The sequence below is a fragment of the Clostridium sp. chh4-2 genome (assembly GCF_002899675.1).
GTDB lineage: Bacteria > Bacillota > Clostridia > Lachnospirales > Lachnospiraceae > CHH4-2.
Genome location: NZ_PKUU01000008.1, coordinates 211,980 through 232,342 on the forward strand (window position 1 = coordinate 211,980; position 20,363 = coordinate 232,342).

Annotated in this window: 18 protein-coding genes and 1 riboswitch; of the genes, 17 read left to right on the top strand and 1 reads right to left on the bottom strand. The window is 45.0% G+C overall.

All coding sequences use genetic code 11. The annotated features are described in order from the left end of the window. Nucleotides 1-54 precede the first annotated feature (54 nt). Together C0033_RS10960 and C0033_RS10965 are read left to right on the top strand one after the other, a co-directional pair. On the top strand, nucleotides 55-837 hold the full coding sequence (locus C0033_RS10960) for a DUF305 domain-containing protein (RefSeq protein ID WP_103227910.1): 783 nt from the start codon (nucleotides 55-57) through the stop codon (nucleotides 835-837). Nucleotides 838-1,380: 543 nt separating this feature from the next. Next, complete coding sequence (locus C0033_RS10965; protein ID WP_103227911.1) at nucleotides 1,381-2,271, top strand: 3-isopropylmalate dehydrogenase; 891 nt, start codon at nucleotides 1,381-1,383, stop codon at nucleotides 2,269-2,271. 92 nt (nucleotides 2,272-2,363) lie between these two features. Here the strand turns inward: C0033_RS10965 and C0033_RS10970 are convergent, their stop codons facing one another. After that, nucleotides 2,364-3,380 (bottom strand): LacI family DNA-binding transcriptional regulator, encoded by a 1,017-nt coding sequence (locus C0033_RS10970; RefSeq protein ID WP_180994680.1) that lies wholly within the window; start codon nucleotides 3,378-3,380, stop codon nucleotides 2,364-2,366. 263 nt (nucleotides 3,381-3,643) lie between these two features. Between C0033_RS10970 and C0033_RS10975 the strand changes: the two genes are divergently transcribed. The 15 genes from C0033_RS10975 to C0033_RS11050 all read left to right on the top strand — a co-directional run bounded on the left by C0033_RS10975 (nucleotide 3,644) and on the right by C0033_RS11050 (nucleotide 20,357). After that, a complete protein-coding gene (locus C0033_RS10975) occupies nucleotides 3,644-4,834 on the top strand; it encodes an ABC transporter substrate-binding protein (RefSeq protein ID WP_103227913.1) in 1,191 nt (396 codons plus the stop codon). 37 nt (nucleotides 4,835-4,871) lie between these two features. Continuing rightward, nucleotides 4,872-5,684: an ABC transporter permease gene (locus C0033_RS10980; protein ID WP_103227914.1), complete on the top strand. Its 813-nt coding sequence runs from the start codon at nucleotides 4,872-4,874 to the stop codon at nucleotides 5,682-5,684. After that, nucleotides 5,671-6,447: an ABC transporter permease gene (locus C0033_RS10985; RefSeq protein WP_103227915.1), complete on the top strand. Its 777-nt coding sequence runs from the start codon at nucleotides 5,671-5,673 to the stop codon at nucleotides 6,445-6,447. The genes C0033_RS10980 and C0033_RS10985 overlap by 14 nt, the downstream gene beginning before the upstream one ends. Then, the gene (locus C0033_RS10990) at nucleotides 6,429-7,190 is read left to right on the top strand and encodes an ABC transporter ATP-binding protein (protein ID WP_103227916.1); all 762 of its coding nucleotides are present in this window, start codon (nucleotides 6,429-6,431) and stop codon (nucleotides 7,188-7,190) included. Before C0033_RS10985 ends, C0033_RS10990 begins: the two co-directional genes overlap by 19 nt. Nucleotides 7,191-7,211: 21 nt before the next feature. After that, nucleotides 7,212-7,967 (top strand): ABC transporter ATP-binding protein, encoded by a 756-nt coding sequence (locus tag C0033_RS10995; RefSeq protein ID WP_103227917.1) that lies wholly within the window; start codon nucleotides 7,212-7,214, stop codon nucleotides 7,965-7,967. A gap of 43 nt (nucleotides 7,968-8,010) precedes the next feature. Further along, nucleotides 8,011-8,673: a deoxyribose-phosphate aldolase gene (deoC, locus tag C0033_RS11000; protein ID WP_103227918.1), complete on the top strand. Its 663-nt coding sequence runs from the start codon at nucleotides 8,011-8,013 to the stop codon at nucleotides 8,671-8,673. Between the two features lie 36 nt (nucleotides 8,674-8,709). After that, nucleotides 8,710-9,900, top strand: a complete 1,191-nt coding sequence (locus C0033_RS11005) for an iron-containing alcohol dehydrogenase (RefSeq protein ID WP_103227919.1) — start codon at nucleotides 8,710-8,712, stop codon at nucleotides 9,898-9,900. A 467-nt stretch (nucleotides 9,901-10,367) separates the two neighbouring features. Beyond that, nucleotides 10,368-11,465 carry an ABC transporter substrate-binding protein gene (locus C0033_RS11010; protein ID WP_103227920.1) on the top strand — a complete coding sequence of 366 codons (1,098 nt, stop codon included), beginning with the start codon at nucleotides 10,368-10,370 and terminating at the stop codon, nucleotides 11,463-11,465. Nucleotides 11,466-11,494: 29 nt separating this feature from the next. Further along, a complete protein-coding gene (locus tag C0033_RS11015; protein ID WP_103227921.1) occupies nucleotides 11,495-12,346 on the top strand; it encodes an ABC transporter permease subunit in 852 nt (283 codons plus the stop codon). Continuing rightward, complete coding sequence (locus tag C0033_RS11020; RefSeq protein ID WP_103227922.1) at nucleotides 12,343-13,134, top strand: ABC transporter permease subunit; 792 nt, start codon at nucleotides 12,343-12,345, stop codon at nucleotides 13,132-13,134. Before C0033_RS11015 ends, C0033_RS11020 begins: the two co-directional genes overlap by 4 nt. Nucleotides 13,135-13,137: 3 nt before the next feature. Beyond that, a complete protein-coding gene (locus tag C0033_RS11025; protein WP_103227923.1) occupies nucleotides 13,138-14,145 on the top strand; it encodes an ABC transporter ATP-binding protein in 1,008 nt (335 codons plus the stop codon). Nucleotides 14,146-14,256: 111 nt separating this feature from the next. Next, nucleotides 14,257-15,249, top strand: coding sequence for a PHP domain-containing protein (locus C0033_RS11030; protein WP_103227924.1), 993 nt, complete (start codon nucleotides 14,257-14,259; stop codon nucleotides 15,247-15,249). A 313-nt stretch (nucleotides 15,250-15,562) separates the two neighbouring features. Further along, nucleotides 15,563-15,736, top strand: a riboswitch (Lysine riboswitch). A 304-nt stretch (nucleotides 15,737-16,040) separates the two neighbouring features. Further along, nucleotides 16,041-17,513, top strand: coding sequence for a sodium:alanine symporter family protein (locus C0033_RS11035; protein WP_103227925.1), 1,473 nt, complete (start codon nucleotides 16,041-16,043; stop codon nucleotides 17,511-17,513). Beyond that, nucleotides 17,513-19,132: an amidohydrolase gene (locus tag C0033_RS11040; protein ID WP_103227926.1), complete on the top strand. Its 1,620-nt coding sequence runs from the start codon at nucleotides 17,513-17,515 to the stop codon at nucleotides 19,130-19,132. Before C0033_RS11035 ends, C0033_RS11040 begins: the two co-directional genes overlap by 1 nt. Before the next feature lie 328 nt (nucleotides 19,133-19,460). Beyond that, nucleotides 19,461-20,357: an FAD:protein FMN transferase gene (locus tag C0033_RS11050; protein ID WP_347501093.1), complete on the top strand. Its 897-nt coding sequence runs from the start codon at nucleotides 19,461-19,463 to the stop codon at nucleotides 20,355-20,357. Nucleotides 20,358-20,363: the final 6 nt, after the last annotated feature.

Sequence of the window (20,363 nt, forward strand, 5' to 3'; positions counted from 1 at the left end):
GCCTCCCTCAAGATAATAATAATAGAATTAAAGTAAAATTCGGAGGGAGCCTTTATGAAAAAACAAAATAATTATTGGTTGGTAGGAGGAATTGCCGCAGTAGTAGTCATTCTTATCATACTGCTTGCGGTAAGCTACAATAAAAGCAGAAGCAAAAGAGAGGAAAACGGCATAGTCGGAGAATCGACAGAAGAGAGTTCTCTCACAGATGAAACTTCCGGTATTTCTGGTCATGATAACATGGAACATGGAGCTATGGGCCATGGAACCGTTAATTCGGACACGGATATGGAAGACGAGAGCCTGGAAGCTTATTTAAATGATCAGGACAAGATTATGATGGCTATGATGAGAGATATGTCGGAAATAGAAAAGACAGGAAATGCTTCCATCGATTTTTTGGAAGGCATGATTCCGCATCATGAGTCGGCCGTCGATATGGCGGAAAGCTATCTGAAATATGGAGGGGAGAATCAGGAGCTGAAAGAAATGGCAGAATCCATTATTGAAACTCAGACAGATGAAATCTGGCAGATGAAGGCCCTGATTGATGAACTTACGGCTCTTGGGCAGACCGATACGGAAAAAGAAGAGGCATATCTGAAGGAGTACAACGAAATGATGTCGGCTCATCATGAAGGCCACAGTTCAGCCGATAACATTGACCAGGCATTTGCCGAAGGAATGCATATGCATCACAAAATGGCCGTTGATATGTCAAAAGCAATCCTGAATTATGCAGACGAAGGCGCTGTTAAGATGATGGCTCAAAATATTGTCCGCACGCAGGAAGACGAAATGGAAAAGATGGAAAATATCTTACAATCGGTGAGATAAACGGTACGGCAATAAGGTAGGCCGGGATGGAAGAAGAATGGGGATTGGGAACGTGGTTGGAAAGCGAAGTAGTGAGAAGTTATTTGTAGTAAGGCCGCTCAGACGATTTTGATTATATGTGAAGAAAACTGTTATAAAAATGAATCGTCTCCCTGCAATTGAACCTGATCCCTTCCTTCGGCCTGCAGAAAAGGATGTTTTTCTGATGAATTTATGCCCTTACTAAGGGGTATTCCACGTTGCTTTTTCGGACTTGTTTTAGGCATTTCTTAGTCAATTAAATAAAGATTTGCAGCTTCCCATTTTATAGATGTATGTGTTATACTAAAACTATTCCTGAGTTTAGAATTACGTTTCCTGCGGATTTCTTTCGCAGAAGAAGTTTTTGCCGTTAAGCGGCAGTCTAAAGTGTGAGCAGCACTGTAATGACCGGTTCGGTCGCAAATTCAGAACTTGAAATATGGATTGAAGGAGAGGTGAGGAATTTTATCCGCATCTATTGAAGTTGCGTTTTATTTTGATTATACTGAAAGGAGAAGAGAAATGGGGAAGAAAACACTGCATTGGCATCCCGCATTTCAAGCAGCGCTTCAGGTTGAACTTGCTGAAGACCGGCCATATCTGCGATTTGTAGAGGAATATAATCTGAGTAAGAAACCGCTGCGGATGGATACGCTGATCATAAAATTGGCACCTGGGCATGTGATTAAAAAGAGTATTGGCAAGCTGTTTCGGCAGCATAATATTGTGGAGTATAAGAGTCCGGAGGATTATATCAGCATTAATGATTTTTACAAAGTGATGGGATATGTCTGTATCTATCAGTCGGATACGGAAAAAGTAATGGAAATACCGCCGGAAGAATTGACAGTTACTTTTGTATGCAGCCATTATCCCAAGGCATTGATCGATCATTTAAAGAAGAATTACGGCATTTTGCGTCGGGAAGTATTCGAGGGAATTTACTATATGGATGGCCTGATGTTTCCTGTGCAGGTGCTGGTGACAGATCAACTGTCGAAAGAAGATTACATCTGGCTGAGCCGATTGAGAAAAGATCTGGAAATAAAATCGGATATTGAACCATTGGCATTGGTGTACAAGGGAAAAGAAAAAGATCCGTTGTATCAGGCAGTGATGGATTTAATTATCCGGGCAAACCAGGAGCAGTATGAGGAGGGAAAAAAGATGTGCGAGGCATTAAGAGAATTATTTGCGGATGAATTGGTGGAACGTGAAGAGAAAGGGATGGAACGGGGAGCAATGTTGAAACTGATTTCTCAAATTCGCAAAAAACAGCAAAAAGGTCTGTCAGTAGTAGAAATTGCGGAGATTTTAGAAGAGGAACCTGAATTGGTAAGCAAGATATATCAGACAATCCAGGGCCATATGGAAAGTACAGATGAAGAGGTTTACCAGATTTGCTTTTCATGAGTTATATGGTAAGATACAAAAAGGTTTCGTCAGGAGGCATAAATACCTTCTTACGGAACCTTTTTAATTTTGCAAAATATTTTTTATCCTTATTACGAAAGGGAAATGGAACTTTCGCGGACAACCAGTTCGCATGGAAATTGAACTTTAATTGGAGACGTATGTCTTCCTGAAATCCGGTCATCCAGAATTTTCACAGCAAACTCCCCAAGTTCCTTTTTCACAACTCGTACAGTGGTGAGCCGTGGGGATATGAACTGTGCAATGTCAATATCTGCCAGACCAATTATGGAAATATCCTGAGGTATCTTATAACCGTGGTCATGGAGGGCGCTGATAGCGCCTATGGCGGGATAATCATCTGCGCATATGATTGCCTCCGGAAGTTTTTTATGCTCAATTAAGTCGTTAACAGCTGCATAGGCCTGATCCGCTGTGAGGATAATGTTACGGCAGTAATCCATGTCGAGCGGAAATGAATGGGCGGACAAGGTATCGCAAAAAGCACGGAACCGGTGCTCATTGATATAATTGGCGGAATCGGATGGAATCGTGCCTAAAAAGCCGATCGATTTGAATCCGCATTTGATGAAATATTCTGTGGCATATGTGGTAGCCGTATAAGCATCGCAGATGACTTCATCAATATCAGCATTGGGAGAGTTCAAACCTGCGTAGATAAGATTCGTTCCCATCTGTTTGAAACGGTTCATAACCTCCTGTGTAATTCTCCCGAGAAGAATGATGCCGTCATAATTCTGTTTTTCCAGGCTGCTCAATATAGGAGAGATATCGACGTTTGAAGTTGATATGGTCTGTTTCAATTCATAGTCTAATCTGGCTGATTCTTCCTGGATTCCAACTAAAAGCTGTGCAAAAAAATAATTATTAAAGCTATCGGATGGCGATACCAGCACACATGCCAAGGATTTAGCAGAAGTTCTGGCAAATGAAATGTCATTGATATAGCCTAATGATCTGGCGATCTGTTTTACTTTTTCAGCTGTAGCAGGACTGGCTGGCTTTTGTTTGTCATTATTAAGAACGCGGGATACAGTTGAGATGGAAACACCCGCTTGCTGTGCAATTTCATAAAGTGTAGGACGCATAGGCAGGACTCCTTTGTGCGGAATTGGATAAAATTGGATTATCATCCATAATATAGTGCTAGTATAATAGAAAATATAAAGTATGTCAATAAAAAGACGAATGATAATTCCAAAAACTTTGGATATAAAAGGATTGAAAATTTGGAATAACGATGATAATATGAAAATATAAGAAGAAAATCCAGTATTTACTGTCGAATTTTCTTGAAATGTGGTAAAAGTTAATCCAAAAATTTGGAGCAAATTGTGAAAGGAGAGGCGAAATGAAAAAGAGATTATTGGCATGGGGATTGGCAATGACAGTTTTTTTGGCGGGGTGCGGCAATGGGGCTGGTGCACAGACGGAAACTTCCAAAGATGTGCAGGAAAGCCAGACAGAAGATGGGGGGAATGAAACAAAGGATACGCAATTTGGTATTTCTCCAATGAAAGAGAGGACAACGTTAAATGTCGGATATTTCGTAGGAGTACAGCATGCTCTTCCGATTTATGTGGCGGATCAAAAGGGATGGTTCGATGAATTGAACATTGATTTGGAATATGTAACTTTTTCAAATGGTCCGGCAATGATGGAAGCCAGCAGCAGTTGGGATTTCGCTACAACAGGAGGACCTGGAACGATAGTGGGAGCTTTGACATATGACGTAAAATGCATTGGGACAGCAACTTATGATGCCGGTCTGAATTTATATGTTCGAGAAGATTCTCCGATTTTAAAATCTGGAAAAGGTCATGTGGACGGCTATGAAGATATATATGGAACACCTGAGGATTGGAAAGGAACTACGTGGCTTCTTCCGGTAGGGACTACGCTTCATAAAATACTGTTTTCAACGCTTGAGAAGGTGGGTGTGCCTACAGATGAGGTGACCATTGTCAATATGGATGTGAGTTCTGCACTTGCAGGATTTAAAGCAGGAGAGGGGGATGGCTGCGGAGAGTGGTCGACATTGGCTTTGGCTGCAGAGCGCGAGGGGTATAAAAAAGTGGGAGGTTTAGATGCAAACGGAGATATTATTGTCTGCAACGTATGCGCGACTTCGGATGCAATAGAGAATAAGACAGATCTTATAGTGAAAGCATATGAACTTTACTATCAATCGGCGAAATGGTGTCTTGAGAATCCGGAAGAGGCGGCAGAATATTATATGGAAGTATGTACTGACGAAGGAGTGCTCTGTACGGCTGAAGATGCCGCTTATGCAGTTTCCATTCTGTTTGTGCCTACACTGGAAGAGAGTATTGCGATGTTTGAGAATGAAATGGAGGACCCCAGAGGCTTGTATACTGCAAGAAAGCTGAACCAGGTGGAAGTGGATCTGTTTGAAACCTTTGATTTTTTTGTGGATCAGGGAAAATATACGAATGAAAACAGAAACTTCTTATTAGATAACAGAATGATTGACGATACAATTGCAAAATTAGTGAAAGAAGAACTGGAAAGCCGCAATTAACTTTAAACAGGAAGATCGAATAAGGAGGCGGCAGGGTATGGAAAAAGAAGTTGTTCAAAAACAAAGAAAAGATTCCGCCAAATATGCTTTTTTGACAGCAGCCGGGATTCTGGGATTTTTTCTGATTTGGCAGTTGGTTCTGGAAACGGGAATTGTCAGTTCCAGAATACTTTCAAAACCGACGGAAGTGATTCACCTGTTCTTTGTAAAATTAAGTGATAAAAGCCCGGACGGTTCACTTCTGCAGACGAATATTCTCACAAGCCTGCAGCTGTCGCTGACAGGGCTGGGATTAGCCATTGCTGTTGGAGTGCCGCTTGGATGGATTATGGCATGGTACGAAGACGTGGATTTATTTGTCCGGCCGATATTTGAAGTGATTCGTCCGATTCCGCCTATATCATGGATTCCTCTGACAATTCTGTGGTTGGGAATCGGATTAAAAGCCAAGGCATTTATTATATTTTTTTCAGCGTTTATTCCTTGTGTAATCAATTCCTATACTGGAATCAAGCTGGCAAGTCCTGTTTTAATCAATGTGGCAAAGACGTGCGGAGCGTCAAAATTCACTATTTTTTACAAGGTGGGGATACCGGCATCTCTTCCAATGGTTTTTGCGGGTATGAGAATTGCCCTGGGCAATTCCTGGTCCACTTTGGTGGCGGCGGAGATGCTGTCGGCCAGTTCAGGCCTTGGCTATATGATTCTGACAGGAAGATCCTTTGGCAGGCCGGATATTATTATATTAGGAATGCTTGTGATCGGCGCAGTCGGGGCGTTTTTCAATGGAATTTTATCGATTGCAGAGAAAAAGGTTCTGGCATGGAGGAAAACAAATGATGGAAAGTAAGCGGATAAACAGAAAACGGATCATTGTGACGGCGCTTTCGCTTTCATTTCTGCTGGGAATATGGATTTTTGTTGCAGCCAATTATCCCGAAATGATTCCCAGCCCACAAAAAACGTGGGAACGCTTTATGCTGACATTTTCAAAACCGGTCAAGAAATTAAATCTTCTGCAGCATGTGGCGGCCAGTTTGAGGCGGGTTGGAATTGCACTTTTGATATCCTGGGTAACCGGTGTGGCGTTTGGTGTGGTAATTGGATGGAACAGGGCTGCCAACGCTCTGTTTGGCTCTGTTTTTACCATGCTGCGCCCGATTCCGCCGCTGGCGTGGATTCCGTTAATAACCATTTGTTTTGGAATAGGCGAGATGCCTAAGATATTGATCGTGTTTATCGGAGCGTTTATACCCGTAGTGGTAAATACCCAGGCTGGAATGAGCAATGTGGAAGGACTGTATCTGGACGTGGCAAAATCTTTCAGCGCGGACAACCGCCAGCTTTTGTGGGAAGTGGCTATGCCCTCGATCATGCCGGCGATTCTGGCCGGAATGAGGACTTCCACCAGCTCGGCCTGGATGGTGGTGGTGGCGGCTGAAATGCTGGGCGCCAGCTCTGGAGTTGGATTTTTAATCAGCCGGGGTATGGACAGCGCGGATACCCCTCTTGTGCTGGTTGCCATGATTGCCATAGGCATTGTAGGTGCTCTTTTGGCGATTGTATTTGAACTGGTTGAAAGGATGGCTTGCCCATGGATGGAAAAAAGATAAGGCTTAGCCTAAAACATGTGAATAAAAAATTTTATACGAAATCGGAAGCTTTTGAGGCGGTTAAAGACGTTTCACTGGATGTTTACGACAATGAATTTTTGGTTGTTTTAGGGCCGGGGCACTGTGGAAAATCAGTTCTTTTAAATATTATGGACGGACTTGATGCACCCACCTCGGGAGAAGTGCTTTTGGATGGAAAAACGCATAATAAGCCAAACCGGGATATCGCCATGGTTTTTCAAAAAACCGGACTTATGCCGTGGAAAACAGTGATGCAGAATACGGAATTGGGTCTTAAATTCGCAGGGGTCAAGAAAGAAAAAAGGCGGCAGGCCGCACAAAAATACATAGATTTAGTGGGGCTGAAAGGATTTGAGAAACACTATCCGTCTCAGCTTTCCGGCGGAATGAAACAGAGGGTGGGCATTGCAAGGGCGTATGCCGCCGATCCTCAGCTGCTTTTAATGGACGAACCGTTTGGAGCGCTGGATGCTCAGACCAGATATGCCATGGAAGAGGAGATCAGCCGGTTGTGGGAACAGGATAAACGAACGGTTGTGTTTGTTACGAACAACATTGAAGAAGCCGTATACTTGGGAGACAGAATTGTGCTGCTCAGTGGATGTCCTGCAACTGTAAAAAAGATTTATGAAATTGATCTTTCCCGGCCCAGAAATTTTGTGGACCCATACTTTATGGAGATCAGACAGGAGATTGCGGAGAACACGGATCTCGCTTTATAGATCGGAAAAGGAGCGGCTGTTATGATTGAGAAGGAGTGCGAAGAAATTAAAGTTGAAGTGAAACATCTCACTAAAAAGTTTGGCGACCTGCTCGTGCTGGATGATATCTCATTTAATATAAAAAGAGGAGAATTTGTTTGCGTGGTAGGACCTACGGGCTGTGGAAAGACGACCTTTTTGAACCTGCTGACAAAGCTTTATGAGCCTACATCAGGAGAACTTTTGATAGACGGAGTGCCAGCAGATCCGAAAAAGCATAATCTGGCTTTTGTCTTTCAGGAGCCGTCTGCGTATCCATGGCTGACAGTTGAGCAGAATATTGCCTTTGGTCTCCAGATAAAAAAGCTTCCTAAGGAAGAAATCAAGACCAGGGTAAATAATATTCTGCGTCTGATGGGGCTTGAAAAGTCAAGAAAAAGCTATCCACATCAGCTCTCTGTCAGTACGGAGCAGAGAATTATTATAGGAAGGGCATTTGCCATGAATCCCGATCTCCTTTTGATGGACGAACCCTATGCCCAAATGGATATTAAGCTCAGATATTATCTGGAGGATGAGGTGATCAGGCTTTGGAAAGAGACAAAAAGCACGGTGGTATTCATTACCCATAATATAGAAGAAGCGGTTTATCTCGCTCAAAAAGTGCTGATTCTTACGAATAAACCGGCCAAAATAAAAGAAGAAATTAACATAGACCTGCCCCGTCCCAGAAATTTTGCGGACCCGGAATTTGTAACTTTGAGAGCTTACATTACGGATCAGATTAAATGGTGGTAAAAATAAAACATTTCCGCAGACAGCGGAGGAATGGAGAAACAATATGGAAATAAACAGATATCTGGACCATGCGGTATTAAAACCGGAATTTACACAGGAGGAAGCAAAGGCGGGAATTCAGATGGGGATCGACTATCATGTGAAAACCGTTTGTGTAAGACCATGTGACATAAGACTTGCGCAGGAAATGTGCCGGGGGACGGATACGCTTGTCAGCTGTGTTCTGGATTTCCCTCATGGATCAGCGGGAAAAGATGCCAAAGAAGCATTGGCCCGCATTTATGCCGGTATGGGGGTGGTTGAGATTGATATGGTGATGAATTTTGGCCTGGCAAAGTCCGGAGAATGGGACCGGGTAGCAGACGAAATCAGAGCTGTGGTAAATGCAGCTCATGCTCAAGGGGTAGGAGTTAAGGTTATCTTTGAGACAAGCCAGCTTACAACAGAGGAAATCAGAAAAGGTACAGAAGTCTGTATTGAATGCGGAGCAGATTTCGTAAAAACCTCTACAGGCTTTTTAGGCTGTGGCGCCACCATGGAAAGTGTGAAGACAATGATAGACGCCGCGGGCGGCAGGATAAAAGTAAAACCTTCCGGAGGTATGAGCGATTATGAAACAGCGAAAGCATTTGTCGATATGGGCGCAGATCGTTTAGGGGTGGGCGTGGCATTTACACCAGCAATTTGCGGCAAGATGATAAAGTGAGAAAACAGGCTGCATTAACGGGGAAAGAGGGATTGGATGAACGGGTTTGAACTTTATTTTACGACTAAAATTATATTTGGAAAAAACGCTGAAATGGAAATTGGAAAAAAGATGAAGGAAGAAGGGGTTGAAAAGGTTCTGCTTCATTATGACCAGATTGCAGAGCAGTTGGGGATTTTGCAGAGGGTAGAGACATATTTGAATGCCGAGGGAATCAGTACCATACGTCATGGCGGCGTGGTGCCCAATACCAAGCTTTCCGTAATACGTTCCGGAATCAATAAATGTTTGGATTACGGGGTGGATTGTGTGACAGCTATTGGAGGAGGAAGCGCTATCGACTCTGCAAAAGCCATCTGTGTGGGAACCGCAAATCCCCAGGTGGATATCTGGGACTGCTACGAAGGGAAATTTAAACCGGTAACAGCTATTAAAATGGCGGTAGTGTTGACTACTGCGGCCACAGGAAGCGAAACAAATGCTTCTTCTGTGGTGATGAATGAGGAAGAAGGATTGAAAAGAAGTCTGTATTGTGAAGCCAGCCGGGCAGATTATGCGTTTATGAACCCTGAAATCCTATATACTCTGCCCAGATTTCAGCGCGCCTGCACCATAGCTGATATTCTATCCCATACGTTTGAACGGTATTTTACCCAGCATGGAGAAAACCGGATTTCAGATCAGTGTTCAGAAGGGATGATGAGAACCCTTTATGAACTCAGCGGCACATTTTTGGATGATCCAAAGAATTACGATGTGACTTCAGAAATTATGTGGGCCGGAACTTCGGCTTATATGTACTGTGGTTTAGGCGGACAGTTTGACTGGGGAACTCATAATATGGGGCACGAACTTTCCGGCATGTATGAAAAGACCCACGCGGCAACCGTCACCGCAATGTGGTGCAGCTGGGCCAGGTATACATACAAAAACAATATAAAACGCTATGCCAGATATGCAGATAAGGTGCTTCATATTACCGGTACAACAGAGGAAGCTGCTGCTATAGCCGGAATAGAAAAAACAGTAGAATATTTTAAGAAGTGGGGAATGCCGGTCGATCTGAAAGAGCTTATGGGCAGAAAGCTGACAGGAGAAGAGTTGGATTCATTGACAGAAAAATGCATGTTTAATGGAAGAAGAGAAACAGTGGGAAATTGTGAAAAACTTAAACGAGAGGATGTCCGCCGGATATATGGTCTGGCTAATGGAGATGAATTCATTTAAGTAAAGCGTGAAGGCATTTTCCAAAATGCCTTCATGATTGATGTAAAAATGCATTGGAGATTTATGCAAAGATCGATGTAAAATCAGATATAAAATATTTTTAGCAAAGCAGGTGAAAACCGGCGCAAAAGAGGAATCCAGGAAGAGAACACAGCCGTCAACGGGTCAAACAGGCCTTGGAAGGACTGTGTTCCTTTTTTGGATTCTTTTCCTATGTATTTTTGCTCTTCAACGAAATTGCAATCCCTTTCACCTCTTAGCTTTACCTATATTTAACACCTCCCCCTCCTCTCATTTTACATACTTCCGATATGATAATTTTTGTTGTACCCGGAATAAATCCGGAAAGCCGCTAAGTATGAGAATACAGATAAAATATAACAGGCTTCACACAACATATAGAAAAATCAAAAAAACAAAATCAATCGATTCAAAATGCCGTTTAGCCGGCGGAATGAGAGGAAAGTATGAAAAAAAGAATAGTTTGCACAGCGTTATCGACTTTAATGATTGCAGGATTATTATCAGGATGTTCCGGCAAAGCAAGCGCCAAAGAAGTGGATTTAAACAGCATGACCCTGGAACAGATTGCAGAAGAAGCCAAAAAGGAAGGGCGCGTGGATTCCGTTGGAATGCCGGATACCTGGGCCAACTGGGGAGAAACCTGGCAGGGGATTAAAGATACATATGGATTGGAGCATGTGGATACGGACATGTCGTCGGCGGAAGAAATCGCTATATTCGAATCCGAGAAGAATAAGGCGACCAAAGAGATCGGTGATGTGGGACAGGCTTTTGGACCGGTGGCAGTGGAAAAGGGAGTCACGATGAAATATAAAACAAGCTATTGGGATTCCATTCCTGACTGGGCCAAGGATGACGATGGAGACTGGATCATCGCTTATTACGGAACCATGACTATGCTGACCAATAAAAAACTGGTGCCGGAAGCACCAACGTCATTTGAGGATCTTTTAAATGGGGATTATATGGTGGCAGTAGGAGACGTGGCGAAGGCAACTCAGGCACAGTATGCGGTTCTGGCAGCGGCCATTGCCATGGGCGGTGACGAGTCTAATATAGAACCTGGACTAGAGTATTTTAGAAAGATTGCCGAGCAGGGGCGTCTTGACTTAGGCGAATTTTCGATGGCGAGAATTGAAAAAGGGGAAGTTGGAGTGGCCTTTTTATGGGATTATAATGCTTTGGGCTATCGTGACCAGTTTGTAGAAAATAACCCAAGTGCGGATTTTGAAGCGAATGTGCCGTCAGAAGCGTCTATCCAAAGCGGTTACTGTACGATTCTTAACAAATATTCCCAGCGCCCTCATGCGGCTGCCATTGCAAGAGAATATATTCTCAGCGATGAAGGGCAGATTAACCTGGCAAAAGGTTATGCAAAGCCGGTGCGGAACGTGGAGATTCCGGCGGACTTAAAAGCAAAGCTGATAGATGACAGCCAGTATGCGAACGCGAGAATGGTAACTGACCAGGCTGCATGGGAAGAGACTGCAAAAACCATCGGAACGAAATGGCAGGAAGAAGTGGTAGCCTACGCAAAATAGAAATAGGGACGGCGGATTGAGAGGGTTATATGAAAGCATTAAAAGGGAAAACTTATTTATTTGCACTGCTGCCGTTTTTGCTGCTGGCAGGGATGTTTGAACTGGTACCGATCCTTACGGTTGTGGTGAAAAGCTTTATGCCGGAAGGAGGGGGAATCGGTTTTACCCTGGAACATTATCAGAGTATTTTTACGAAAAAGTTATATAGGTCAGCAATTGGAAACAGTCTGATTGTGGCTGTGTTTTCTTCCATCATCGGTCTGATAATCGCATTTATCGGTGCAAAAGCGGCTTATAGTGAAAGCGGCAGAGGAAAGAAATTTTTTATGAGCATTTTAAATATGGTATCCAATTTTTCCGGAGTGCCGCTGGCTTTTTCCTACATCATTCTGTTTGGAAATGTGGGGGTGATGACCATGATTGGAAAGACATATGGAATCGGGGCTCTGGCAGGTTTTCCGCTTTATACGGTGTGGGGACTGCTTCTGATCTATGTGTATTTTCAGGTTCCATTGGCTACGCTTTTGCTGATTCCGGCCTTTGATTCCATTAAAAAAGAGTGGAAGGAGGCGGTCAGCCTGTTGGGAGGCGATGAAAGGACATTTTGGTTTAAAGTGGGGATTCCGGTCTTAAAACCCAGCATATTGGGCACATTTTCGGTGCTGTTTGCCAATGCCATATCCGCCTATGCCACGGCTTATGCTCTCCTTATGAATAACTTATCCATTTTGCCTATACGGATTTCGGAACAGTTTGTGGGGGACGTGGTACAGCGCCCCCAGTTCGGAAGCGCTCTGGCGGTGATTTTGATGCTTTTGATGGTGCTTTCCATCTATTTGAATGAAAAGGTGCTTCATATGCAGAAAGGAGGGAGGTCATGAAACGTTCGTCTAAGAAAGCGGGAGCGAAAATTGCCATCGCGGTGATTGGAATCTATCTTTTGTTTCCTTTGGTCATTACATTTTTGTATTCAGTATTCAATGAATGGATGGCGGTTCTTCCCACTGGATTTACGTTGAGGGCCTACCATGAGATACTGAGCGATCCGGCATTTTGGGAAGCCATAGGCAGAACTATTGTGATTTCCATATTTCCTATTGTGATCTGCACGGTTTTCGTTCTTTTAGCCATGTATGTGGTGGTGGTTTACCATCCAAAGCTGGATAAAATCATGAAAACATTATGTACTGTGCCGTATGCGATCCAGGGTGTAATCCTTCCGATCTGCGTGCTGTCTTTGTATGCCGCGGCGCCGGAACCATTTTCCAACAGGATCTTTATGCTGGTGTCCACCTACTGCATTGTGGTGCTTCCTTATATTTATCAGGGAATCCGCAATAATTTAAACGGCGTGCACGCCCCAAGGCTGATTGAGGCCGCTCAGATGCTGGGAGCAAGCAAGTTTTATGCATTTTTTAAGGTGGTAGTTCCCAATATTGTAAGCGGCGTTACGGTTTCCGCCATGCTGGCTATGGCAATCGTGTTCGGCGACTTTGTGGTGATTAATACGGTGGCGGGCAATTATTTCCCCACCGCTCAGATGTATCTCTATGATGTGATGAAAAAATCCGGGCAAAAGACCTGTGCGATCATTATTATCCTGTTTTTGGTCACATTATTTATCTCGGCGGGGGTATTTTTAAGAGGCAGGGACAGAAAGGAAAGATAAGTTATGTCATATATAGAATTTAAGCAGATTGATAAATACTATGGCACAAACCAGGTATTGAAGGGAATTGATCTGAAGATCGAAAAGGGAGAATTTGTCACCCTGTTAGGCCCTTCCGGATGCGGAAAAAGTACGCTGCTGCGCTGCCTTTCCGGCTTAGAAGAGATATCCGGCGGACAGATTCTTCTGGACGGAGAAGACATTACACACAAAGATCCGAAAGACCGCAATATAGGTATGGTATTTCAGCAGTACAGCCTGTTCCCCAATATGACGGTGGAGGAGAATATCGCATTTGGCCTCAAACTGAAAAAAACAGGTCAGAAGGAGATTGAAAAAAGGGTGCTGGAGGCCATTAAAATGGTGGAATTAGAGGGAAAGGAGCGCCAGTACCCCATGAACCTGTCCGGCGGACAGCAGCAGAGAGTGGCGCTGGCCAGAAGTATCGTGATGCGTCCAAAGGTTCTGCTTCTGGACGAACCGCTGAGCGCCATCGATGCAAAACTGAGAAAATCCCTTCAGAACAGCATTCGCCAGATTCATAAAGAAATGGGGCTGACCTCCATTTTCGTCACCCACGACCAGGACGAGGCCATGGTCATGTCGGATGTGATTCATCTGTTCCACGCCGGAAAGATCGAGCAGTCCGGCAGCCCCATCTCCATGTACACACAGCCGGTTAGCCGATTTGCCGCCGGTTTTATCGGCAATTACAACATCCTGTCCAAAGACGAGTTCTTCTGCGTAACGCGCAGGGAAATATCCGGCAGCGAAATTGCCATCCGCCCGGAAACCCTTCAGATATCGGCAGGACCGATTGACGGGCCTGACGAATACCGGTTTGACGGAGTGATCGTGGACAGCATTCCGAGGGGAAATGTGCTCCGCTATCTGGTGGACGCAGGGGGCATCAAACTTCATGTGGATGTGTTGTTCAGGAGCAAAGTTCTGTTCGAAAACGGGATGAAAGTCAACCTTTCCGTGTCGGACAGAAACTGCATTCGCCTGTAAATTGAGAAGACAGGTTACGATTCACAGCCCCGGCGGCAAACTGCCAAAACCGGAGCGGAAGGCAGGGACCACAGGGACTGCGAATCATAATAAGAACAGAGGAAGAAGAGAATGGAACGATGTGGATTTAAACATTTGAAAAACTGGTATAAAGGCAATCTTCACAGCCATACCACAAACTCGGACGGTTTGCTGACGCCAGAGGAATCTGTGGAGCTGTTCAAAAGCCATGGGTATCATTTTTTGTGCCTGTCGGAACATGACTGCTATACGGATTACAGAAATGAATTTGATTCTGAGAATTTTATCATTCTTCCGGGGCTGGAAGCTTCGGCAGTGTTGTTTGAGAACAGGAATTTCCCCAACCGCCTGAAGGTCCACCACATTCATGGTATCTTAGGGACAAAAGCCATGCAGGAGAAGGCGTCGGAGAACGGAAAACTGTTCAAACATATGGAGCGGAAGGAACCCCTCCGGTACTATGGAACCTGGAACGGAGCGGAAGCGGCGCAGCGGCTGGCGGATGAACTGAGGGAGAAAGGCTGCATAACGACGTATAACCATCCCATATGGTCCAGAGTCAGGGAGAGCGAGTTTATAGACACCAAGGGACTGTGGGCGTTGGAGATCTTTAATTATGATACGGTAAATGAAAGCAGCACCGGATTTGACACGACTTACTGGGATGTTATGCTGAGAGAAGGCAAAAGGATTTTAGGATTTGCTTCCGATGACAATCACAATGAAGGGCTGTTTGACGATTCCTTCGGAGGCTTTATCGTGGTTAATGCGGATGCTCTGACCCATGAGGACATTGTGGAAAATATGATCTGCGGGAATTATTATTCCTCTTCAGGGCCTGAGATTTATGACTGGGGAATTCGTGACGGCAGAGTTTATGTGAACTGCAGCCCTGTGTACCGGATTGATTTTATAGCGGGCAATTTTGTAAATGACGGCAGGAGCATGGTGTGCAGGTCTAAAGAAGAGACGGTTTCGGAAGCATTTTACGATCTGAAAGGCCATGAAACTTATGTGCGCGTTGAATGCACGGACAGGGTAGGAAAGACGGCCTGGAGCAATCCCATTTATTTAATTCCTTAATTCATGTGCAGTCTGTATTTTTGAAAATACAAAATTTTTTAGGCAACCTAAAAATTTGTGTATATCATCGCAAAACAGCTCCTTTTTGTATGAATTCTTATGTATTTTGTGAATTGTTATTCTTTTGCAACCTGATATAATAAGGATATCAAAAGGGAAAGAGAGGCGGTCAAGATGTACGCTGTTGCTTATATCATCGTTTTCGGAATACTTGCATTTGACTTATATCCGATTATTAAAACCGGATTGAAAAAATAAATAGTTGACATACCCTGAATACTGATAGTATGATATCAATGAATTTAATACTATGAGATGCAATAGAGGCGCGGTGAAGATCAGTAGCCCCATGGAGGTCCGGCAGGAGCTGTGAGATGGGAGGAAAGGATTTACCGCCGAAACGAAGGAAACCTGCCGGTTTTATTCGTTGGGATGCAGTCTAAGAGGCTGCATACTCTCACTGTAAAGTGGAGGCGCTATTGGCTGGATTGTTAATATGATATGAAAAGCAATGGCCTGTGCCGTTGCTTTTTTTATATCATAGGAAAGTGAGCCTATGATATAAAAAAGCCCTCCAATGCCAACTTCGTTGGCTATGGGGCCGCACTGCGGCGGTAAGGTATAATGTCGCTGAAGCGACCCGCCGCAGGCGGAGAATCCCGCAAGCGGGATTCTCTCTTATGCCATAAAATCCAGACGTCAATTTTGCCAAAAACGAGAGTGTTGTCAACATTAACTGCAGCGCTCAAACAGTGATGATGCATCAAAAAAGAAAACAGGGGGATATACAAATGACTGAATTTTTTAACTGGTTTGCCTATGACATTTTATGGGGACCGCCGCTGATTGCAATTATGGTGATAACCGGACTTTATCTGACCATCCGTACCGGATTTTTCCAGATCCGGCACCTGGGTTACATCTTTAACCGGACTTTGGGCTGCATTCTACGAAAAGACCATGTCCAGGATGAAAACGACAAGGGGCTGCTGAGCCCATATGAAGCCATTGCCACAGCGGTAGGAGGATCGGTAGGATTCGGCAATATCGCGGGCGTTGCCACGGCAGTGACCACAGGCGGCCCGGGAGCTGTGTTCTGGATGTGGATGACCGCTCTGATGGGAATGCTGATTAAGCAGGTGGAGGTTACTCTGGCTGTTTATTACAGGCGGACCGATGAGGAGGGCAATCCTTACGGCGGACCTACCTATTATATGGAATACGGTCTGGGAGAGGAGCGCCATTGGGGGAAAAAATGGCTTCCATTGGCATTTGTCTTCGGCCTTGGAATCTTTTCCACATTTTTCATCAGCGCATCCAACTTTACTACATCGGAAGTTCTGGCGTCATCCCTGGGCTTAAAACAGGAACTGGCAGCCCTTATGCTGGTTATCTTTACATATGCCCTGATCTGGAGAGGCGTTAAGAAGCTGGGACAGATATTTGTGAAACTGGTTCCTGTTATGAGCGTGGGCTATCTTCTGTTCGGCATCGTAATCATCGTGCTGAACATTGGGAATCTGCTGCCTACGATCACAGCGATTTTCAGAGAGGCATTTACCGGAAGCGCCGCCCTCGGAGGATTTACCGGAGTGACTGTGTCGAAAGCCATTTCCACGGGTATGGCCCGCAGCGTTTACTCCAATGAAGCCGGTTGGGGAACCAGCCCTATGGTTCATGCTTCCAGCAAGACAAGACATCCGGTGGAGCAGGGGCTTTGGGGTTCTTTCGAAGTATTTGTGGACACATTTGTGGTGTGTACGGTGACTGCCCTCAGCGTATTGATCACCGGGGAGTGGACATCCGGAGCTACAAATGCTACACTTGCATTAAATGTATTCCGTGATAACCTGGGAGGTTTCGGCACGCTGTTTATGACCGTCACCATGGTGATTTTCTCTGTCACAACTTCCGGCGGCTGGTATGTTTATTATGAGGCCACTCTCCGCCACCTGGCAGGGGATCATGCTAAGGTGAAAAAATGGCTGCTGCTCATGTTCCGCTATTTCTATGCGCTGCCGCCATTTCTGCTGACCCTTTATCTGATCCATGTGGGGGATCTGAGCATTTGGACGATGGTGGATATTACAAGCGGTATCCCGACCTTTATCAATGTTATTGTGGTGCTGATTCTGTCCGGAACTTACTTTAAACTGTTAAAGGACTATAAGGCGCGCTACATGAATGAAGGCAGGCCGGATGAAAACTTCCCGATTTTCTATGAAGACAAGAAAAAGCAAGAAGCGCTGGAAGGAAGAAAATAATGAAAACAATTTATATTAACGGTATTGTTTATACGGGTGAAATGCCATTTTGCCGGGCATTTGCAGTAGAGGACGGACGGTTTGTATATGCAGGAACCGTGGAAGGGGCCATGAGCCTGAAAGACGGGGACGATGTGGTCTGCGACCTGGAAGGACGTTTTGTCTGCGCCGGTTTTAATGATTCCCATATGCATCTGGTGAATTACGGATATTCTCTTCAGATGGCTGAGCTGGCGTCCCATACAGAGTCCATGGTTGCCGTGAAAAATGCCGTAAAGCAGTTCATCGCAGACCGCGGGATCGAAAAAGAAAGCTGGGTGAGAGGCCGTGGCTGGAACCAGGATTATTTCACAGATGACAAAAGATTTCCCACGAAACAGGATTTGGACGAGATTTCCTCCGATCATCCCATCTGTCTGACCCGAACCTGCGGGCACGCCTGTGTGGTAAACAGCAAAGCGTTGGAAATGATCGGCGTTACAAAAGATACCCCGCAGATTCCGGGCGGCCGTTTCGAACTGGGAGCGGACGGCGAACCCAACGGCATTTTCCGTGAAAATGCCATGGATCTGGTGTATTCCAAACTGCCGGAGCCAACAAAAGAGGACATTAAAAAGATGATTCTTGCCGCATCCGCAGCACTTAACAGCTACGGCGTGACCTCTTCCCAGACGGATGATCTTCTGGTGTTCAATAACGTGCCGTACCAAAGGATTCTGGACGCCTATACAGAATTGGAAGCGGAAGGAAAAATGACGGTCCGCGTAAACCAGCAGTCTCAGTTCATGGAGCTAGACGGTTTGAAGGAATTTATCGGCAAAGGATACAACACCGGGTGGGGAAACGAATGGTTCCGCATCGGGCCGCTTAAAATGCTGGGGGACGGATCATTAGGCGCGCGTACCGCCTATATGAGTGAACCCTATGCGGATGACGCGTCCACCAGAGGAATTCCGATCTTCACCAGAGAACAGTTTGAAGAGATGGTCTGCTATGCCAATTCCCATCATATGCAGGTTGCCATTCATGCCATCGGAGACGGGATTTTAGATGATATTCTGGCGGCTTATGAAAAGGCTTTGACGGAATGCCCGAGGGAGGATCACCGTCATGGAATCGTCCACTGCCAGATCATGCGCCCGGACCAGATTGCGAAGTTTAAGGAGTTCTCTCTCCATGCTTATATTCAGTCCATTTTCCTGGATTATGATATTCATATCGTGGAAGACCGGGTTGGGGCGGAAAAAGCGAAAAGCAGCTATAATTTTAAATCATTGTACGACATGGTTCATACCTCCAATGGTTCTGACTGCCCGGTGGAACTGCCAGATGTGATGGCGGGAATTCAGTGTGCGGTGACGAGAACCACGCTGAAGGACCATGTAGGGCCTTATCTGCCGGAGCAGGCGCTGAGCGTGAAAGAGGCAATTGATTCCTTTACGGTTGAGGGGGCGTATGCTTCCTTTGAAGAGAATGTGAAGGGAAGAATAAGGGAAGGAATGCTGGCGGATTTTGTGGTGCTGGAGGAAAATCCTTTTGAGACAGAGGCTGACAGATTGAGAAAAATTGGGATTTGGGAGACTTATGTTGGGGGGAACTGTTGTTATAGGAGAGGGTAATTTATATTAGGGGTGAAGGCATTTTGGAAAATGCCTTCACCTTTTTATGTAAAGGGTGAGGTCATTTCGGAAAATGCTTTGACGTTTTACTTTAAACCTGAAGGGATTTTTGAAAATGCCTTGAAGTTTTACATAAAACCTGAAGTCATTTTCAAAAATCCCTTGACGCTTACAATAAATCCCTTCTATAATTAGAAAATTAATAACAACAAGCACCAGAAAGCAGGTACTCACATTCATGAAGAAAGCCAAAATCCTATTATTATCCCTAATCCTCCTAACCCTGACAGGCTGCAAATCCCGGGAGCCAATCTCTAAAACTGCCTATATGCTGAATACTTTCGTCACTATCACACTCTACGACACCCAGGACCAGCAGATCCTGGACGGCTGTTTAAATCTCTGCGAGTCCTATGAGCAGATGTTTAGCCGTACAATCGAAACCAGTGAAATCTACAAATTAAACCACAGGGCACCAAACGAAACCACAGTCACGATTTCAGATGACGCAGCCCGTCTGATCGAAAAAGGCCTGTATTACAGTCAGGTTTCAAACGGCGCTTTCGATATCACGGTGGAGCCAATCACCTCCCTGTGGGATTTTACGGGCGATGAACACCGGATACCGGACGAGGCGGCCCTGAAAGATGCGGTAAAAAAAGTGGGATACCAGAATCTTCAACTGGATGGAAATGAACTCACCTTCCTTTCGCCGGATACAGCCATTGAACTGGGCGCCATTGCGAAAGGGTATATTGCGGACCGCCTGAAGGACTATCTTCTGGATAATGGAGTGAACAGCGCCGTGATTAATCTGGGTGGAAATGTCCTCTGCGTAAGGGAAAAGCCCGGAAAGCAGCCATTTAAAATCGGCCTGCAAAAGCCTTATGCGGATCATACGGAGACCATAGAAACCATGAATATTAAAGATTTGTCGGTAGTATCCTCGGGGGTGTATGAGCGCCATTTCGTCATTGACGGGGTAAACTACCATCACATACTGGACCCTAAAACAGGTTATCCTTATCAGAACGGATTGGTTTCGGTCACCATTTTATCCGGGGAGTCTGTGGATGGAGACGGATTGAGCACAGCTTGTTTTTCTCTCGGAATGGAGAAGGGAATGGAACTTGTGGAGTCCATGGAGGGGATCTATGCCATTTTTATTACTGAGGATGGAAAGGTTCATTATTCAGAGGGAGCGGAGCGATTTTTGGCCAAGTAAATGAAG

What these genes read in the sequence shown, in the direction of transcription:
- C0033_RS10985 (WP_103227915.1), top strand. Translation starts at nt 5,671, where the DNA reads ATGATGGAAAGTAAGCGGATAAACAGAAAACGGATCATTGTGACGGCG.
- C0033_RS10965 (WP_103227911.1), top strand. Translation starts at nt 1,381, where the DNA reads ATGGGGAAGAAAACACTGCATTGGCATCCCGCATTTCAAGCAGCGCTT.
- C0033_RS11035 (WP_103227925.1), top strand. Translation starts at nt 16,041, where the DNA reads ATGACTGAATTTTTTAACTGGTTTGCCTATGACATTTTATGGGGACCG.
- C0033_RS10990 (WP_103227916.1), top strand. Translation starts at nt 6,429, where the DNA reads ATGGATGGAAAAAAGATAAGGCTTAGCCTAAAACATGTGAATAAAAAA.
- C0033_RS11015 (WP_103227921.1), top strand. Translation starts at nt 11,495, where the DNA reads ATGAAAGCATTAAAAGGGAAAACTTATTTATTTGCACTGCTGCCGTTT.
- C0033_RS10960 (WP_103227910.1), top strand. Translation starts at nt 55, where the DNA reads ATGAAAAAACAAAATAATTATTGGTTGGTAGGAGGAATTGCCGCAGTA.
- C0033_RS11040 (WP_103227926.1), top strand. Translation starts at nt 17,513, where the DNA reads ATGAAAACAATTTATATTAACGGTATTGTTTATACGGGTGAAATGCCA.
- deoC (WP_103227918.1), top strand. Translation starts at nt 8,011, where the DNA reads ATGGAAATAAACAGATATCTGGACCATGCGGTATTAAAACCGGAATTT.
- C0033_RS11050 (WP_347501093.1), top strand. Translation starts at nt 19,461, where the DNA reads ATGCTGAATACTTTCGTCACTATCACACTCTACGACACCCAGGACCAG.
- C0033_RS10980 (WP_103227914.1), top strand. Translation starts at nt 4,872, where the DNA reads ATGGAAAAAGAAGTTGTTCAAAAACAAAGAAAAGATTCCGCCAAATAT.
- C0033_RS10995 (WP_103227917.1), top strand. Translation starts at nt 7,212, where the DNA reads ATGATTGAGAAGGAGTGCGAAGAAATTAAAGTTGAAGTGAAACATCTC.
- C0033_RS11025 (WP_103227923.1), top strand. Translation starts at nt 13,138, where the DNA reads ATGTCATATATAGAATTTAAGCAGATTGATAAATACTATGGCACAAAC.
- C0033_RS11010 (WP_103227920.1), top strand. Translation starts at nt 10,368, where the DNA reads ATGAAAAAAAGAATAGTTTGCACAGCGTTATCGACTTTAATGATTGCA.
- C0033_RS10975 (WP_103227913.1), top strand. Translation starts at nt 3,644, where the DNA reads ATGAAAAAGAGATTATTGGCATGGGGATTGGCAATGACAGTTTTTTTG.
- C0033_RS11030 (WP_103227924.1), top strand. Translation starts at nt 14,257, where the DNA reads ATGGAACGATGTGGATTTAAACATTTGAAAAACTGGTATAAAGGCAAT.
- C0033_RS11005 (WP_103227919.1), top strand. Translation starts at nt 8,710, where the DNA reads ATGAACGGGTTTGAACTTTATTTTACGACTAAAATTATATTTGGAAAA.
- C0033_RS11020 (WP_103227922.1), top strand. Translation starts at nt 12,343, where the DNA reads ATGAAACGTTCGTCTAAGAAAGCGGGAGCGAAAATTGCCATCGCGGTG.
- C0033_RS10970 (WP_180994680.1), bottom strand. Translation starts at nt 3,380, where the DNA reads ATGCGTCCTACACTTTATGAAATTGCACAGCAAGCGGGTGTTTCCATC.